The sequence below is a fragment of the Granulicella cerasi genome, assembly GCF_025685575.1.
GTDB lineage: Bacteria > Acidobacteriota > Terriglobia > Terriglobales > Acidobacteriaceae > Granulicella > Granulicella cerasi.
The window spans coordinates 105,783-122,105 of record NZ_JAGSYD010000002.1 but is presented as its reverse complement, the minus strand read 5'-3'; the positions used below and the strand labels follow the sequence as shown (position 1 = coordinate 122,105).

Here is a 16,323-nt window from a genome sequence, read left to right as displayed (position 1 = left end):
TCATGGCTCGCCGTTTTTGTTTGCTTCGTCTAGCTCGCGCGATGGCTGGAGAGCGTCATCGAGATGCGATAGTGTGGAGGCATGCCTGATCAGAGCCAAAGCAAGCGTAGTGCGTGGGGCACCCCGGAGTTTCGTGAAGATCTAGCGTTTGAGAAGCTCACCGCCGAGATGCTTGAGCGCATGCTCGCTTATGGCGAGCAAGGAACGTACCCGGCTGATACGGTGCTGTACACGCACGGTGACCGTGAAGCGGATATGTTCGTGGTGATCGAAGGAAAGCTTTGCGTGTCGCTCCCAGGAGATGGTGGCGAAGCGAAGATTCTCGCGTGTCACGAGCGCCTCGATTTCTCCGGGGAGTTCAATCTGCTGAACTCGCAGGCTTCGCTGGTCGAGGTGCGAACGGCGATGGAGAGCCGCCTGCTGAGAATCTCCCGCGCCGGGTTACAACGCCTGATGCGAGCGGAAGGCGATATCGCGAACCTGATCACTTCCGCCCTGGTGTGGCGGCGCATTGGCATCATCGGAGAAGATACCGGCGGAGTCGTCCTGGTCGGGTATGACAAGGACCCAGAGACCACGGTGCTGCAGCGGTTTCTGATTCGGAATAACTATCCGCACAGAATCGCGGAGGCTCCGGAGACGGCTTCTCGCAACGCAGCGGAGTCGACGCAGAAGCAATACCCCGCAGTGGTGCTTTCTCGGGGGCGTACGCTTTATCGTCCGACAATCACGCAGCTTGCCGACGAGCTGGGCATCACGGAGTTACCCGATTCTTCGATGATCTACGACGTCGCCGTCGTCGGTGGCGGACCAGCGGGTTTGGCCGCGGCGGTCTACGCGGCGTCCGAGGGGCTGTGCACGATCGTGATCGAAGAGACCGCGCCTGGAGGACAGGCGAGCACGAGCTCGAAGATCGAAAACTACCTTGGGTTTCCGACCGGGATATCAGGCCAGCGACTCGCGAGTCGTGCGCAATTGCAGGCTTTGAAGTTCGGCGTTCGCTTTGCGATCTCCCGTCCGGTCGTTACAGCGAAGCAGGTCGACGGCATTCATCAGTTGACGCTTGCAGGGGATATTCCTCTTTGTGCTCGCTCCGTCGTTGTGGCGTCCGGGGCGCAGTATCGCAAGCTATCCGTGAGCAACTATGAAGAGTACGAGAACCGCGGCATCTACTACGCGGCCACGGCGATGGAAGGCGTGCTGTGCCGTGAGAACGAGGTGATCGTGGTGGGCGGAGGGAACTCCGCTGGTCAGGCTGCGGTCTTTCTTTCGGGCATCGCCAAGCACGTGCATCACATCGTGCGTGGCAAATCGCTCGCGGCTACGATGTCGCAGTACCTCATCTCTCGGATCGAGAGCTCCTCGCGGATCACGCTTTACACGGAGTCTGAGATTGTGGAGTTGGCGGGCGAAAAGAGCCTGGACTTCGTCACCTGGGCCAATCGCGTGACCGGCGAGCGGATATGCCAACCAATCAGCAATGTCTTTGTGATGATCGGCGCTGAGCCAAACTCCGGCTGGCTCTACGGTTCGGTGCAGTTGGACAGCAAGGGCTTCATCTTGACCGGCGGTGCGCATGGTTTCAATGGAACGCCCTACTCGACGAGCGTTCCGGGCATGTTTGCCGTTGGAGACGTGCGTTCAGCCTCGCTGAAGCGAGTGGCCAGCGCCGTGGGCGAAGGGTCTGTCGTCATTTCGGACGTACACCGCTATCTTGCGGATCATCGGAATCATTTTCCCGCGGAACCGAACTCGGCCTTGGAGGCTCTGCGGCTGGCAGACGCCGCTGCGGCAGGGTGAAGACGTTAGAAAATCCAGCCGCCACCGGTGACTTCGTCACCTTGATAGAAGACCGCCGATTGGCCTGGCGTGATGGCGCGCTGCGGCTCGTCGAAGGTGGCCTCGACGGTGTCGGGGCCGGTGACGCGGAGCGTCGCGGCGGCGGGTTCATGGCGGTGGCGGATCTTGATCGTGACGCGGATCGGCTCCGTCGGCTCGGCGAGCGAGACCCAGTTGAGACGGTTTGCGTGCAGCGTGCGTGAGTAAAGCTGCTCGTCTTCGCCGACCTCGACGCGGTGCGAGTCTGGGTGAATCTTCAGCACGTAGAGCGGGTTTGGCGCGCTGATGCCGAGACCCTTGCGCTGGCCGACGGTGAAGGCGTGGATGCCTTCATGCTGGCCGAGCACCTCGCCGCTCGTCGAAACGAGTTCGCCTGCGGAGGCGGGCATCTCGCGGCCTTGCTCGTCGAGGTACGCACTGAGGAACTGCGAGTAGCTGCCGCCGGGGATGAAGCAGATCTCCTGAGAGTCGGGCTTCTGCGCGAGCTCGAGGCCCTGGTCGGCGGCCATCGCGCGCACGGCTGGCTTCTCCATCTCACCGAGCGGGAAGAGCGTGTGGGCGAGTTGGTCCTGCGTGAGGCCGAAGAGGAAGTACGTCTGGTCCTTCGACTTGTCGGCGGGGCGGGACATCACCCAGCGGCCGCGCTCGGCGTCGAAGCGGTTGCGCGCGTAGTGGCCGGTGGCGATCTTGTCGGCACCGATGCCGCGCGCGGTGATCAGAAGCTGATCAAACTTGAGGTGGTTGTTGCAGAGCGTGCAGGGGATGGGCGTGCGGCCTGCGAGATACTCATCGACGAACGGGCGCACGACCTCGTCCTCGAAGCGCTCCTGCGCGTTGACGAGGTAGTAGGGGATTCCGATCTGCTCGGCGACGCGGCGTGCGTCGTAGACGTCATCAATGGAGCAGCAACGGCCCTGTACGCTCTCGGGCATGCCTTCGCGGCCCGCGAGGCGGCGCTGGTTCCAGAGCTGTAGCGTCAGGCCGACGATGCGGTGGCCCTGCGCTGCGAGCATCGCTGCGACGGCGGAAGAGTCCACGCCGCCGGACATCGCGACGGCGATCGTCTCGGCGGGGGCTGCGGTCGTGTTGGGCGTGTCCATCGTCACCACTACCCATGATAGAAGCTTTTGCCGATGCGTGATGCGCAGTCCGCCTGGGGGCGATAAACTTATATTTTGGAGCGCATTAGCATGACAACAGAGGGTGGAAGCGGAATCAGTCAACGGTGGGTGCTGCCGTTTCTAGGGTTGGCCTGCGCCGTGGGCGTCGGATCGATCTACTACAACCAGCCGTTGCTGTTGGTGATGGGCAAGAGCCTTGGCCTGACGCCGCATGTCATGGGGTTTGTGGCAACGGCCACGCAGGTGGGATACGCTGCGGGGTTGCTGTGCATCGTGCCGCTGGGCGACATCGCCGAGCGCCGCGGGCTGATGATGAAGCTTTACGCCGCGGTGTCGGTGGCGCTACTGTTCACAGCGTTTGCGAAGAGCCTCGCGTGGATCGTCACTGCCAGCATCCTCGTTGGATTGTTCGCTTCGGTGACACACATCGCGCTGCCGATTGCTCCGGACCTCGTACCGAAAGAGAAGCGTGGTGCCGCGATCGGCACTGTGATGACGGGGTTGCTACTGGGGGTGCTGCTGGCGCGTACATTCGCGGGATGGCTGAGCGACTGGCGTGGCTGGCGTCTGGTTTTCGTCGTTGCCGCGGTGATGAATCTCGCGTTTGTGCCGCTGCTGGCGAAGATGATGCCGAAGCTGCCGCCGAAACAGAGCCTCAGCTACGGCGAGACGCTGCGCTCGCTCGGAACGATCTTCCGTCAGCAGCCGCTATTGCGTGAAGCCGGTCTGCTCGGCATGTTGAGCTTCGCGTCGTTCAGCTGTTTCTGGACGACGATGGCGTTCATGCTCGACAAGCACTTTCACCTGGGCGCAGGGGTGGCTGGCTCGTTCGGCATCGTCGGCGCAGCGGGCGCGACGGTCGCGCCGTTTGCGGGCAAGCTTTCTGACAAGAAGGGCACGCGCTATGTGGTGACGGTCGCGATCTCGATCTTCATCGCCGCGTTGCTGATGCTGTGGGGAAGTGACTACGTACACACGAGCGTTGCGCTCCATCTGGTGATGCTGGTCGTTGGCGTGTTGATCCTCGACATGGGTCAGCAGATGCTCCAGGTAGGCAACCAGACTCGCATCTTTGGCTTGGGCGCGGAGGCACGCTCGCGCGTGAATACCGTCTACATGACGATGTACTTTATCGGCGGCGCGGCGGGTTCGCTGCTCTCGACGATCGCGTGGGGCAAGTGGGAGTGGGATGGTGTGTGTGTGTTGCAGCTTGGGCTGATCGGCCTGGGGCTGCTGGCGCATCTGACCGGCTATAGCCGCAAGCACCCGCATCAGGATCCGCACCTGTCGGCGGAAGACCGGGAAATGCTGGAGATGTAAAGGAATGGTGGGCCCGACAGGGATCGAACCTGTAACCCCCGACTTAGAAGGTCGGTGCTCTATCCAATTGAGCTACGGGCCCACATGTTTGCGCTGCGGCTAATCGATTGTAGCGGAGCCGCGCGCGACTTCGAACTCTCTTGTGCGCAGCATAGCGATCACGTCTTCGAGCGCTAACTCCCACTCGCGCAGCGCAGAGTCGACGTCGGCTCCGGCGGCGGTGACGTAGAGCGTGACCGCGTAGCCTTCGAGCGCGCCTTCCACGTGATACAGCGCGGGGCGCAGGATCAGTTCCAGCTTGGACTGTGGATGCTCGAGTCGCTGCGCGCGGCGCACGATGCGATCAAGACGGTCCTGCTGCTGATGTGCCGAAGCAAAGAGCGGGCGCTCGCGCCAGAGGATGTCGATGTAGCCCTGCACGCCCTCGGTGGAGGCGGTCTCGTCGAGGTCCAGCTCGATTCGCAGCGCGTCGAGGTCTTCCGCGTCGAGCATCCAGGCGTCGCACTTGGAAGTGAGCAGCGGTGAGCGTGTGGCGTTCAACGAGCGGAGTGCGCGACCGAGCGCGGGGAAGTGTTCGGCCTCGGTGATCTCCGCGATGTCATACGGCTCATCGCGCAGGTTCACCCAGTGAAGGCCGGTCTCCGCGTCGGACCAGGGAACCATGACGGTCGGCGCATCGTCTCCGCATTCTGCATTCCACTCAGCGAGCATTTACTCAGAGTATCAAGAAGTTGCCGCTGCGACAGCGACGTGTGCCTGCACGAAGCGTAGCGCGAGATGCTCGGCCCAGTAGCCGTCGAAGTTCCGGGCATGATCCGGCTCGGCGAGGAAGGCGCAGTGGCCGCCGTGTGCGGGCTCGATGAGAGCGATGTGAGGATTGTGTTCGATCTTGACGCGCGTCGTGGGGAGCACGCGGATGAAGGGATCGTCTTGCGCGTGGATGATGAGCGTCGGGATGCTGATGTCCTGCATGACGCGTGCGGCGGCGGCACGCTGGTAGTAGTCATCGGCGGAGCGGAAACCCGCGTAGAGCGCGGTGATGCGGTCATCGAACTGGCGCAGTGAACCGAGGCCGTAGGAGAGTCGAACGTCGTAGGCACGCGGGAAGAGAGCAGCCTTGTGGCGGAAGCGACGCACGAGATCGCGCATGAACTTCCACTCGTAAACGCGGTTGATGCCTTGGTGCAGCGCGTCGGCGGAAGGGCCGAGGTCCATCGCGGGAGAGACGCCGACGACGGCCTGTAGTTGTGGCGGCGCGTTCCGGCCAAGGTCGCCCGCGAGCTTCAGCACAAGGTTGCCGCCCATGCTGTAGCCGATGAGCGCGATCGATTGCAGGCCTTCGCTCGCGATGAAGTGATGCATCACGGCTTCGACGTCGATAGAAAGGCCGGAGTGATAAAGCGTCGGCGAGAGGCGCGCCATCTCGTAGTTCTTGCCGCCGCAATTCCGCATGTTCATGCGGATGATGTTGAAGCCCGCGTCCCACAGCTTCTGCGCGTTACCGCCAACGTACTGCGAGCGCGAGGAGCCTTCGAGCCCGTGCACGATGATCGCGGTGGGGCGTTCGCTGCGGACCTTCGCAGGCTGCCAGTGGCACTCGCAGAGCACCTGCGTGGCGATCTGCGAACCGCGCGCGGGCGTGGTTTCGACGAGATGGCGCGTGGCTTCGGGCAGCGTCGAAGCTGCCCGCGGCAAGAAGTTGCCGAAGATGGTTTGCAGGTGACCGTTCGCGAGCCAACGGCGCGGCTTGAAGTCGGGTAGATCGCTGCGGAAGTCAGATGCGCTCATGCGCTGACCTCCCCGCGAAGCGTGGCCAGCAGTGCGCGAGCGTTCAGCGCGCCGGTCGGCTCGTCCTCGTGGCGCAGGTAGATGAAAAGCTCTTTGTCGCTGGCGAGGAGCTTGTCGGCGTGCGCTTTGAGCTCGCTGGCGGAGTAGCCGCCGAGTTGGCGCAGGCGAATGTAGCGATGCGGCGCGCTGTCGATCTCAGGCGCGGTGAAGCGCTCGTTCTCAGACTCGCAGAGAGCGATTCGGTGCTTGCGCAGAAGCGCGAAGGTCTCTTCCGAGAACCACTCTTCATTGAGGGACTCGAAGGCGATGCGATGGTGCTTCAGCTCCGGCAGGGCAAGGAACTCGGCGAGGAGATCGTGGTTCGGTTTGAAGTTCTGCGGGAGCTGGAAGAGCACGCAGCCGAGCTTCTTCGCCGTAGCAAAAGGCTCGAGCATCGCGAAGAACTCCGCGACGAGCTGGCCGCAGTCACGCAGGCGGCTCCAGTTCGTGATGCGCTGATGGGCTTTGAAGCTGAAGACGAAATCGTCGGAGGCCGCGGCGAGCCACTCGGCCGTTTGCTTTTCGCTGAGCGCGCTCTTGAAGGTGTAGTTCACTTCAACGGAGGTGAGCTGCGTCGCGTAGTAGCTGAGAAATTTCCTGGCGGAGGTGCCAACGGGGTAGAACCCGGGCTTCCACGTGGGATAGGCCCAGCCAGAGGTGCCGCAATGGAAGTGGTATGCCCCCTTGGGGGCTTGCGATACGGTCTTGCTGCGCGACAAGCTTTGACTCCCGTGTGAGCGAAAGTCAGGTGACGCTTCGCGCTGAGTTGGGTCTTGCTTGAGGAAGGGGTGATGGGGCGGCTAGTGGGGTTCGAACCCACGACATCCGCTGCCACAGAGCGGCGTTCTGCCACTGAACTATAGCCGCCGTATCGAGTTCAATTGTAGCATCCAACTCTGGGTGAGGGGAAGCCGATGAAAGATACATTTGCACAGCCCGAGATTCTGCCGCCGGGAAAAGAGTCGCGTGAAGTTCCGAAGCAGCGACTGCGTGGCGCGGGCGGCGCTTTCCGCGATGAGAACCTCGACCTGCTCTCACGCGTGTTGGATACGTGGTTCCGTGTGCCGGGCACGCAGATACGATTTGGCCTCGATGGCATCATCGGCTTCGTACCGGGCATCGGTGATTTGCTGACCGGCCTGGCGAGCACGATCATCGTGCTTGCGGCGTATGTGCGTGGCGTGCCGATGGTGACGATCGCGCGTATGGTCGTGAACCTCGGCATCGAGGTTGTGGTGGGGCTTGTGCCCGTGCTCGGTAATCTCTTCGACATCGGCTGGCGTGCCAACCGACGCAACTACCACTTGCTGGAGCGCGCGATGGCGACGCATCGCCGCGATACGTGGCGTGACTGGATCTTTCTCGCGCTGCTGGCGCTCGGCTTGATCGCGCTGGCGATGGTGCCGTTTGTGTTTGCGGTGTGGGTGAGCGCGAAGATACTCGGGATGCTGGGTTTGCACGTTCGCTTGTAGAGCAAGGTGCGGTAAACTATCTCAAGTCGGGGCGTAGCGCAGCCTGGTAGCGCATCTGCTTTGGGAGCAGAGGGTCGGGAGTTCGAATCTCTCCGCCCCGACCATTCCTTCCTCATCCATCCCTAATAAATCATCAGAAAAGCCAGCGCCGCGACGAGCAGCGCGAACACCAGTGCGTCGAACAGGTGCGTAGCTTTTCGGCGCAGCCAGCGCTGGAGCGTGCGGCGTGGATAGAGACGCGGGCGCGTGAGGAGATGCAGGCGTGCGCCGCTTGCCGGTGGGATCGGCGCGGCGTTCGGCTGCCAAAGGGGCGAAGAGTTTGTAGCGGGCATAGGCCACTCCGTCAGTTGCTTAGGACAGAGTGGTTATCGGCGCCCGTGCGCCTTGAGCGAGTCTGTGTCGCGGCTTAGTACAACTCGTAGGCCTTGCGTTCGGCGTTGAATTTCGCAAGCTGAGGGTTCCACGATGAGGTGATCGTGGTCGGATCGACATCGTGTTCGATGGCCGCAAGCGTTGCGTCGTTCGCAACGATGGTGATCGCCTTGGCCACCTTGAAGTCGTTTGGATAAAGACGATGCAGGGCGCAGAGAATCTCGACGCCGAGGCGCGGCGAATCGAGCGCGTCGCGGTCAGTGGCGAAGAAGTGCACAGCCGGGATCGTTTGGCCGTGGAACGGATACTTGTTCGCGTCCTCTGCGATGGTGATCTGCGTCGGTTCGATGCGTACGCCGGGGATGTTGCGAGCGATGAGCGCGTCGGCGAGCTGTCTGGCATTGATCCACGGCGCACCGATCTGTTCGAAGGGGGTATCGGAGCCGCGGCCTACGGAAATGTTGGTCTGCTCGGTAAGTCCGATGCCCGGGTAGACCATGACGGCGGCGACGGAGCGCAGGTTCGGGCTGGGGTTGTGCCAGGGAAGACCGGTTTCGTCAAAGTACTGCGTGCGCGTCCAGTGGTTCATCTTCACGACTTCGAGCGGAGCGTGAAGGTTGCGGTTGAAGTACTGCGCGAGTTCGCCGAGTGTGAGGCCATGGCGCGAGGGCATGTCGGCTGCGTACGCCACATAGCTCGTGTGTTTGGCGTCGACGAACGGGCCTTGCGCGGGGCCGCCGCCCACGGGGTTCGGGCGGTCGAGCACGACGATCGTGAGCTTGTGGTTGAAGTCTTTTTGTTCGGCCGCCGAGGCTTCGAGGAAGTAGCCGAGCACGGACTCGTAGGTGTAGAAGTGCACGCCAACGTCCTGGATGTCGAGCACGACGGCGTCGAGGTCCTTGAGCTGTTCGTGAGAAGGATGGCGGCTCGCAGCGCCCGCGCCGTAGAGCGAGATGACAGGCAGGCCGGAGGCTGTGTCCTTCTCGGCGACGAGATGCGTGGTGTCCTGCACCCCAAGCAGGCCGTGTTCCGGCGTGAATATCTTCACGAGTTTGCCCGTGCCGTTCAGCACGTCGACGGTGCGCTTGCCTTGCGAGTCGAGGCCAGTCTGGTTGGTGAGGAGGCCGATATGGGTGAAGCTCTTGAGGGCGTCGAAGTGCGTGGATTGCAGGACGTCGATGCCGAGTTGTGTCTTCTGCGTAACGGAAGATGACGTGTCCGCTGCTAGTGCGAGAGCCGCCGCCGTTGCAACGTCGCCTCGCAGCGTGGAGAGCGGATGCGAGACGTGCGGATGGATGCCGTTCGAGAGCAGGATGACGTAGCTGTCCGTATTGGGATCGATCCAGAGCGAGGTGCCGGTGAAGCCAGTGTGGCCGAAGCTTGGCGTTGGCGACGAGGGCTGGCTCGGCGCGGTGGTCGCGAAGACCGCGCCGCGATTGCGCGAGAAGGCGGTGTTGATGTCCCAGCCGAGGCCGTGCACGGGCAGTCCCTGCACTGGCTTTAGCGAAGGGAGCGGGCGCGCGAGATCGCTGGTGAGGATCGTGGCGTGCTCCAGCGTGTCGGGCTGCTGCGGCGAGGTCGCGAGGCGCAGCGTGGCTTGCGAGACCGGGAAAGGGCCTGTGTTGCGGAGCAGCTTGTCGAGTAGAGCTTGTGCGAAGAGCGCGGTGTCGTGCGCGGTGGAGAAGACTCCTGCGTGGCCTGCGACTCCGCCCATGCGACGCGTGGTGGGGTCGTGCACGGTGCCGCGCAGGAGCTTGTCGAAGTCGGGATTGGTGGCGTTGCTGCCTTCGTCATCGTGCGCGGTGGGCGCGATGCGCGCGAGCAGCGAGGTGCTCCACATGTCCTTCGGGCAGGCCATGCGGATGTGGCCCTTAGGCGCGGGTGCGGAGGCGATGGCGACGCCGTTCATCTTATGCGGGCCGCAGGCTTTGAAGGCAGGCAGGTAGCGCGTTTCGGTCATGCCGAGCGGCTTGAAGATGTTCTCCTGCACGTAGACATCTTCGGGCTCGTGCGTGATGGTTTCGATGATGTCGCCGAGCAGGATGAAGTTGATGTCCGAATAGCGGAAGACGGTGTTCGGCTTCGACATCAGCGGCGTGGTGAGCGCACGGCGCAGGCCCTCTTCCTTGTCGGCAACCGTGAGGCCCCAGCCGTCCTTCAACGCGATGTCCGGCGCCTCGCCGGAGACGTGAAGGAGAAGCATTTTCACCGTGACGGTGGCGCGCACAGCATCGTGCGTGGCGTTGAAGGCGGGCAGATAGCGCTCGACCGGTGCGTTGATGTCAACCTTGCCTTCGTCGACAAGGTGCAGGATGCCGCTGGTGGTCGCGAGCACTTTGGTGAGCGAGGCCATGTCGAAGATGGTGTCTTCGGTCATCGCCTCGGCGGGGGCGGGCATGCCGTCGAGGCCGGGTTCACCGTCGAGCTTGCGCAGGCCATAGGTGTGTTCGTAGGCGATCTGTCCGCGATGGCCGACGACCACGACAGCGCCGGGCAGCTTGTGCTCTGCGATGGCGTCGTTGACGAGCTTGTCGACGGCGGAGAAGTTCGCAGGCGCTTGTGCGCGCGCAACGGATGACAGACCGAGGGCGAGGAGTAGAAGTGCTGCGACGGCTGTTCGGTTTGGCTTGATCATGCTGGCGAGGGCTCCGACGATGAAGGTGGCGATGGCGCCGATGAGGACGTACCAAGTGAAGGCGATGTGCGGAATGGTGAGCGGGCCAAGATGCATAGGGAAGTGTCCTTGCCAGAGCCAGAGGTTGAGCGCGAAGCCGAAGACCATGCCGATGCTCGTGCCGATCTGCGTGGCAAAGCGCGTGAGGGTGCCGAGCAGGAAGACGCCGAGCAGGCAACCGTACGCGACGGACGCGATGCTGAGGCCGATTTCAACGACGTGGCCTTTGCCACCGACCGCGGCTGTAGCGATGGCGATCGCAAAAAGCACGAGCGCCCAGAAGAGGGTCGAGGTCTTCGCGAGCAACGTGCGCTGCTCGGGAGTGGAGTCGGGCTTGAGCGTGACGAAGAAGTCGACGACCGTGGTGGAGGCGAGGGAATTCAGCGCGGCCGAGAGGTTCGACATCGCTGCGGCTAGGATCGCAGCGATGAGCAGGCCCGCGATGCCGAGCGGCATCTCGCGCACGATGAACGCAGGGAAGAGTCGGTCGGAGGTGAGCCCTGCGAAGATGCCGACGTTCTGCAGCTGGAAGACGTAAAGTCCCGCGCCGATGAGAAGGAACATCACGAACTGCGCGAAGATGACGAGGCCCGAGCCGAGCAGCGCGGCCTGGCCCTGGCGGAGGTTACGCGCAGCGAGCAGGCGCTGCACCATGAGTTGATCGGTGCCGTGCGAGGCCATGGTGAGGAACGTGCCGCCGAGCACGCCGGCCCAGAAGGTGTAGCTGCTCGTCAGGTTCAGCGAGAAGTCGAGCCAATGGAACTTGCCTGCGCTGCCCGCGACGGTGAGTATCTCGTGCCAGCCGCCGTGGATGTGCGAGCCGAGCGTGAGCAGCGCGATCGCGGTGCCGATGACGTAGATCGCCATCTGCACGACGTCGGTCCAGATGACGGCCGCGAGACCGCCTTCAAAGGTGTAAAGCAGCGTAAGCGCGCAGATGATCGCAATGGACCACACATCGCGTGTGCCGATGGCGAGGCCGACAACGATGGAGACGGCGAAGACTCGCACGCCTTCAGCAGCGGCGCGCGTGAGCAGGAAGAGTCCTGCCGTGACCTTGTGCAGCACCTTGCCGAAGCGCTGGTCTATCAGTTGGTAGGCGGTGAGCATCTCGCCTTTGAAGTAGCGAGGAAGGAAGAGCAGCGCCACGATGACGCGGCCGACCATGTAGCCAAGCGCGACCTGCAGGAAGCCGAAGTTGCCGCCGTAGGCGAGGCCGGGGATCGAGATAATCGTAAGCGTCGAGGTCTCGGCCGAGACGACGGAGAGCGCAATGGCCCACCACGGGATCGTGTTGTCGGCGAGGAAGTAGCTCTTCAGCGATTTATCAGCGGGCTTGTTGCTGCTGCCCTTGCGAAAGCGCAGGCCGAAGATCGTGATGCCGAGCAGATAAACCGCGACGATGGCGAGGTCTATGGCGCTGAGGCGATGCTGCGTGGCGTCGATAAGGGCGAGAGCGTTCAGCAAGCGGCGGTTCCTCGAGAGAAAGTGCTGATGGTTCTTCCAGCATGTCAGCGAATCAGGATGTCAGTTCGTGCCCGTGCAGATAGGTTGCGATCCGTCTGCCTTCTGCGTTGTAGCGATTCAGGTGCGCGGGGGCCCCGATGCTCACAGAAACGACGTTGTTGCGACCGAGCATGGCGGCGGGATTCGTCGAGGCCGCGCGCACGGCTTCAGCGAGCGGGACGCCGATGAAGTGCTGCAGATTCTCGACGGCCCTGTCGAGCGTGAGCAGCGAACCCGCGAGCGTGGAGCGGCTGTCGGTGAGCGTGGCCGTTTGATTTTCGACGGTCACGGCGAGCCCGCCGAGCGTGTAATCTCCATCGGCCATGCCGGTTGCGGACATCGAGTCGGTGACGAGCAGAGCGCGCTTGGCACCCTTTGAACGCCACCACAGCTTCATCATTTCGGGATGTACGTGGATGCCGTCGGCGATGAGTTCGGCAAAGAGCTCGGGGCTATTGAGCACAGCGGCGACGACACCGGGTTCGCGATGATCGAGCGGGCGCATGGCGTTGAAGGTGTGCGTGGCAGAGGCTGCGCCTGCGTCGATCGCGGCTTGAGCTTCAGCAAGCGTGGCGTTGGTGTGGCCGAGCGAGACGCGTATGCCGCTTGCCCTGGTGTACTCGATGAACTCGACGGCACCGGGAAGTTCGGGCGCGACGGTGACGAGCGCGATGTGCCCGCGGGCGGCTTGTTGGAAGCGGTCGAAGAGCTTGATGGTCGGCGGCAGAAGATCGTGCGCCGGATGCACGCCGCGCTTGGCGTGCGAGAGGAACGGTCCTTCAAGGTGAATCGCTACGGGCTTCGACTCGTTTGCAGGAGTAGGGCGCTCGATGTTGTCGGCGATGCGTTCGAGCGCATGCAGCGTGGTGTCGATGGAGTCAGTGACGGTGGTCGGCAGGTAGTGCGCAACGCCGTGGCTCGCATAGAAGCGCTGCAGTTCGCTGAAGTCGGCAGGCGTGGCGGTCATCACGTCTTTGCCGACGCCGCCGTGGGTGTGGACGTCGAAAAGCGAAGGCGTGAGCGTATCGTCGCTTGAGGACTGGGCGCGGTCGACGTCGATCGCGGCGATGAGGCCGTTGTCGTCCACGGTGATGACGGGATAGTCGACGAAACCTGCGTCGGTGAGGAGTCGTCGTGCTGTGATGATTTGCGGCATGGCTTGCTTCTAGACCTATGGCGAAGGGAGGAAACTCACGCTCCCTTCGGGAGTGACGAACAGAAAATGTTTACGGCTTGGGAGCGGTGTCGATGGGCGAAGCGGCGACTGGAGTGAGCGGTGCGGGGATGCCAAGTTTGGCGGCTTCTGCCGGGTTGATGACGTGATTGTCGCTCCAGTCGCGTTGCATCACGCGCATCTGATCGATGCGCGAAAGCCAGAGCTGGATGGTGTAGTCGTAGCGCTCGAGTACGGGACGCAGGTTCGCGGGGCGATAGCTGGAGAGCCACTGCTTCTCGTACTGATCGCGCAGGTAGGAGTAGCCGTAGGTGAGGTCCTGCATGCGGCCGTTCACACTGTTGATCTCAGAGAAGAGCCAGTTGACGCCTGGCTTGGCCTTCTTCCAGTGATCAGAGGAGGCCGTGGCCTGCGCCTGTGCGAAGTCGTTGATCATCTCGTCGGAGAGCTGATAGACGAGGCCGAGGAAGTCGATACGGCGCGCGGCAAAGTCGATCGCGTTCAGCGCATCCTGTTCGCGCAGGTTCGGGTTGGCGGTGCGTGCCTGTACGAGCAGCGCGATGGCGCGCTCGGCATGAAGGCGCAGCGGCGCGGCGATGGGGCGCATGGCCACAGCGTATTTCTGTCCGTGGCGCGACCAGGGATCGACCCAGAAGAGGCCGTCGGTGCCATCGGATCCGCTGAAGCCCTTGGTGTCGTGCAGCAACTGCATGGCGGCGTTCAGCTCGTTCTGCGCCTGATCGACGAGGTCCGTTGAATCGCCGTGGAAGACCGCGCCGTAGCTCTGCTGGAATTGCGGAATCGAACTTTCCCCCTGCTGCCATGCGGCGGCGGCGCCGAAGAGGATGCCGTACCAGTTCGCGTTCGCGAGCGACTCGCCGGTGTCGTTCCACAGCGTATTGAGCTGGCCCTGAGCGCCCATTTTCTGGCCGTCGCGGGTGAAGCCCTGGATATCGAGCAGCGCTTCGTTCTGGTTCGGCCACATCTGGCGATAGTTGTTGACGGACGGCGCTACCCAGAAGGGGATGCCGCTGTCAGCGAAGGGCTTCAGGTAGCTGCTGAAGTCAGGCTTCGGCGAGTAACCCCACGCCACGGCGGTCACGCTGTTCTTGAAGCTCTGCGGCAGCGCCTTCAGCAGCGGTGCCGAGCGCTCGTTGCCGACGATGTCTCCCCAGAAAAGGATCTTGCGGTTGAGTGGCTGCAGGTCGGCGACGATCTTCTGCATGAAGTCGAGGTAGACCGGCGCGAGGCCGCGAGTGTCGACGTCCGGGCGCGTGCGGCCGTAGCCGAGTTCGAAGGTTTCATCGCCACCGATGTGCAGGAACGGGCCGGGGTACATCTTGGCGAGGTCCTTGAACATGCCATCGATCATCTGCATGGATTGCGGCTGGCCGGGCGCGAGCACACCGCCGTGCGGTGTTTCCGCTGCGTTGGCGTACTGCTCCCAGGTAAGCATGTGCCGGACGTGGCCGAAGGCTTCCTGCTCGGGGATCACGGTGATGTGGAACTGCGCGGCATAGGCGACGAGCGCGGTGGCTTCCGCTGGCGTCAGGCTCGCACCGGGGATCGCCGAGAGCGGCATTGACGGATAGGCCTGTGTGGACTCGAAGTACGGCGAGTAGACGTTGGCTTTATAAGCGGCGAGCGTGCGGATGAGCTTCTTCTGGAACTCGAGGGTGTCGACGGGACCGCGCGAAAGGTCGTCGTGCAGGCCGCGGTACTTCATTGCGGGCCAATCGCGAATGTCGGCGGCCTGCAGCATGGGCGTCGCGCCGGGGGCCGCGGTGATGAGCTGCTTGGCGGTTTGCGCCGCGTAGAACACGCCCGGGGCGGTGGCGCCGGTGAGGGTGAGGGTGCCGGGTGTGTAGGCGATGGTGTAGCCCTCGGGCTTCATCGCGTCGGTGAACTGGGAGTCAGGGTGCTGCGCGAGTCGCTGCAGCACGATGCGGAGGCCGGCGCCGGTGGGGACGTGGCGCTCCGTGAGGGTTTGCTGCAGGTCGCTCGCGGCAAAGCGGTCGTCGGCATCGCAGCCGTCGCAAACGATGGTGACGCCGCCGGTCAGCGAGACATTACCCTTTGCGGCGACGCTGCGTGGCTCTGGCACCAGATGCATCTGGGCCGATGCGCTAAGCGTGATCGCGGCGAGGAAGGCGCTGGTGTAACCGAGGCGACGTGAGTTCAACATGCCACTACGGTACACGAGCCAGCCTGTGCGTTGTGAGCCTGGATTGCGGCTTCGCGCAGAGTGTTCGAGCGGTTGAAAAGGAATGTGCGAAGTGTGATCGTTTTGTGCGAGCGAAACGATCAGAGAAGCGATTTAGATGGGAGATGCGCCGTCAACGATGCTGACTCCGGCGGGTGGATCGAAGGTGAAGTCTTCGGGTTTGGTCGGGACGTTTTCGCGCAGGTTCGTGAAGGCGAACTCGGTGATCGCGCCGTCGAGCTCCTCGATGCGCATCGCGTGGATCGTACCGTCAGCCGTAACGGTGAGAATGATGGCGCGAACCTTGTTCTCCATACCGCGTGGCGCGCCGGAGAGCGTGAACTGCCCACCGCCGAGGGGAGCAAGCGTCAGGCTGGCGAACTCCTTCTCGAGCTCGGTGTGGCCGAGCAGGAAACGGAGAGGGGTGTGCAGATCATCGAGCTTCTTGACCGGGATGCGGTCGGCCTGCGAGTCGCCGGGCGTCCACGAGATGGCGTACTTGCCGTCCACGACGAAGAGCTTGCCCTTCGGTGAGTCGTAGCTCCAGCGCATGCGGCCTGGTTTGCGCAGAAGGAGTGTGCCGGTCTCAGTGCGGTCGATGCCCATGCCGCGATAGCGCTCGGTGTAGCGGGTTTCAAGCGACTGCAAGTGGTTGTAATGCGCGTTCACCCTGCTGGCCAGGTCTTTGGTGGAGGGCGTTTGCGCGGCTAGAGCAAGCGGGGCGGCGATGAGCAGAGCTGAGAGCAGCGAGCGAAACTTCATGAAACCTCTGATGCTGGAAAGACAAAGGCCGCCTTTCGGCGGCCTTGCTGATG

At 63.0% G+C, this 16,323-nt stretch carries 12 protein-coding genes and 3 tRNA genes; 4 read left to right on the top strand and 11 right to left on the bottom strand.

Features of this window, described 5'->3' with window-relative positions; genetic code table 11:
- The first annotated feature begins 81 nt into the window (after nt 1-81).
- Nucleotides 82-1,800, top strand: a complete 1,719-nt coding sequence (locus OHL11_RS05960) for an FAD-dependent oxidoreductase (protein WP_263370582.1) — start codon at nt 82-84, stop codon at nt 1,798-1,800.
- 5 nt (nt 1,801-1,805) lie between these two features.
- On the opposite strand, the gene mnmA is transcribed toward OHL11_RS05960, so the two are convergent.
- On the bottom strand, nt 1,806-2,939 hold the full coding sequence (gene mnmA, locus OHL11_RS05955; protein ID WP_263370581.1) for a tRNA 2-thiouridine(34) synthase MnmA: 1,134 nt from the start codon (nt 2,937-2,939) through the stop codon (nt 1,806-1,808).
- A gap of 90 nt (nt 2,940-3,029) precedes the next feature.
- On the opposite strand from mnmA, the gene OHL11_RS05950 reads away from it, so the two are divergent.
- Nucleotides 3,030-4,280, top strand: coding sequence for an MFS transporter (locus OHL11_RS05950; protein ID WP_263370580.1), 1,251 nt, complete (start codon nt 3,030-3,032; stop codon nt 4,278-4,280).
- A 5-nt stretch (nt 4,281-4,285) separates the two neighbouring features.
- Here OHL11_RS05950 and OHL11_RS05945 read toward each other — a convergent pair.
- The 5 genes from OHL11_RS05945 to OHL11_RS05925 all read right to left on the bottom strand — a co-directional run bounded on the left by OHL11_RS05945 (nt 4,286) and on the right by OHL11_RS05925 (nt 6,974).
- Nucleotides 4,286-4,362: transfer RNA gene (locus tag OHL11_RS05945), tRNA-Arg, on the bottom strand.
- A 17-nt stretch (nt 4,363-4,379) separates the two neighbouring features.
- A complete protein-coding gene (locus tag OHL11_RS05940) occupies nt 4,380-4,991 on the bottom strand; it encodes a hypothetical protein (RefSeq protein ID WP_263370579.1) in 612 nt (203 codons plus the stop codon).
- A 12-nt stretch (nt 4,992-5,003) separates the two neighbouring features.
- Nucleotides 5,004-6,068, bottom strand: a complete 1,065-nt coding sequence (locus OHL11_RS05935; RefSeq protein WP_263370578.1) for a YheT family hydrolase — start codon at nt 6,066-6,068, stop codon at nt 5,004-5,006.
- Complete coding sequence (locus OHL11_RS05930; RefSeq protein ID WP_263370577.1) at nt 6,065-6,826, bottom strand: DUF72 domain-containing protein; 762 nt, start codon at nt 6,824-6,826, stop codon at nt 6,065-6,067. Before OHL11_RS05930 ends, OHL11_RS05935 begins: the two co-directional genes overlap by 4 nt.
- A 73-nt stretch (nt 6,827-6,899) precedes the next feature.
- Nucleotides 6,900-6,974 (bottom strand) — tRNA-His (locus OHL11_RS05925).
- Between the two features lie 47 nt (nt 6,975-7,021).
- On the opposite strand from OHL11_RS05925, the gene OHL11_RS05920 reads away from it, so the two are divergent.
- Entirely contained in the window at nt 7,022-7,579 is a 558-nt protein-coding gene (locus tag OHL11_RS05920) for a DUF4112 domain-containing protein (protein WP_263370576.1), read from the top strand.
- A 27-nt stretch (nt 7,580-7,606) separates the two neighbouring features.
- A tRNA-Pro gene (locus tag OHL11_RS05915) sits at nt 7,607-7,683 on the top strand.
- An 18-nt stretch (nt 7,684-7,701) separates the two neighbouring features.
- Here OHL11_RS05915 and OHL11_RS05910 read toward each other — a convergent pair.
- The 5 genes from OHL11_RS05910 to OHL11_RS05890 all read right to left on the bottom strand — a co-directional run bounded on the left by OHL11_RS05910 (nt 7,702) and on the right by OHL11_RS05890 (nt 16,270).
- Nucleotides 7,702-7,911, bottom strand: coding sequence for a hypothetical protein (locus OHL11_RS05910; RefSeq protein WP_263370575.1), 210 nt, complete (start codon nt 7,909-7,911; stop codon nt 7,702-7,704).
- Nucleotides 7,912-7,985: 74 nt separating this feature from the next.
- Nucleotides 7,986-12,092 carry a sodium:solute symporter family transporter gene (locus tag OHL11_RS05905; RefSeq protein WP_263370574.1) on the bottom strand — a complete coding sequence of 1,369 codons (4,107 nt, stop codon included), beginning with the start codon at nt 12,090-12,092 and terminating at the stop codon, nt 7,986-7,988.
- 52 nt (nt 12,093-12,144) lie between these two features.
- Nucleotides 12,145-13,287, bottom strand: coding sequence for an N-acetylglucosamine-6-phosphate deacetylase (nagA, locus tag OHL11_RS05900; protein WP_263370573.1), 1,143 nt, complete (start codon nt 13,285-13,287; stop codon nt 12,145-12,147).
- Nucleotides 13,288-13,357: 70 nt separating this feature from the next.
- A complete protein-coding gene (locus OHL11_RS05895; RefSeq protein ID WP_263370572.1) occupies nt 13,358-15,490 on the bottom strand; it encodes a beta-N-acetylhexosaminidase in 2,133 nt (710 codons plus the stop codon).
- 132 nt (nt 15,491-15,622) lie between these two features.
- Entirely contained in the window at nt 15,623-16,270 is a 648-nt protein-coding gene (locus OHL11_RS05890) for a LolA family protein (RefSeq protein WP_263370571.1), read from the bottom strand.
- Nucleotides 16,271-16,323: the final 53 nt, after the last annotated feature.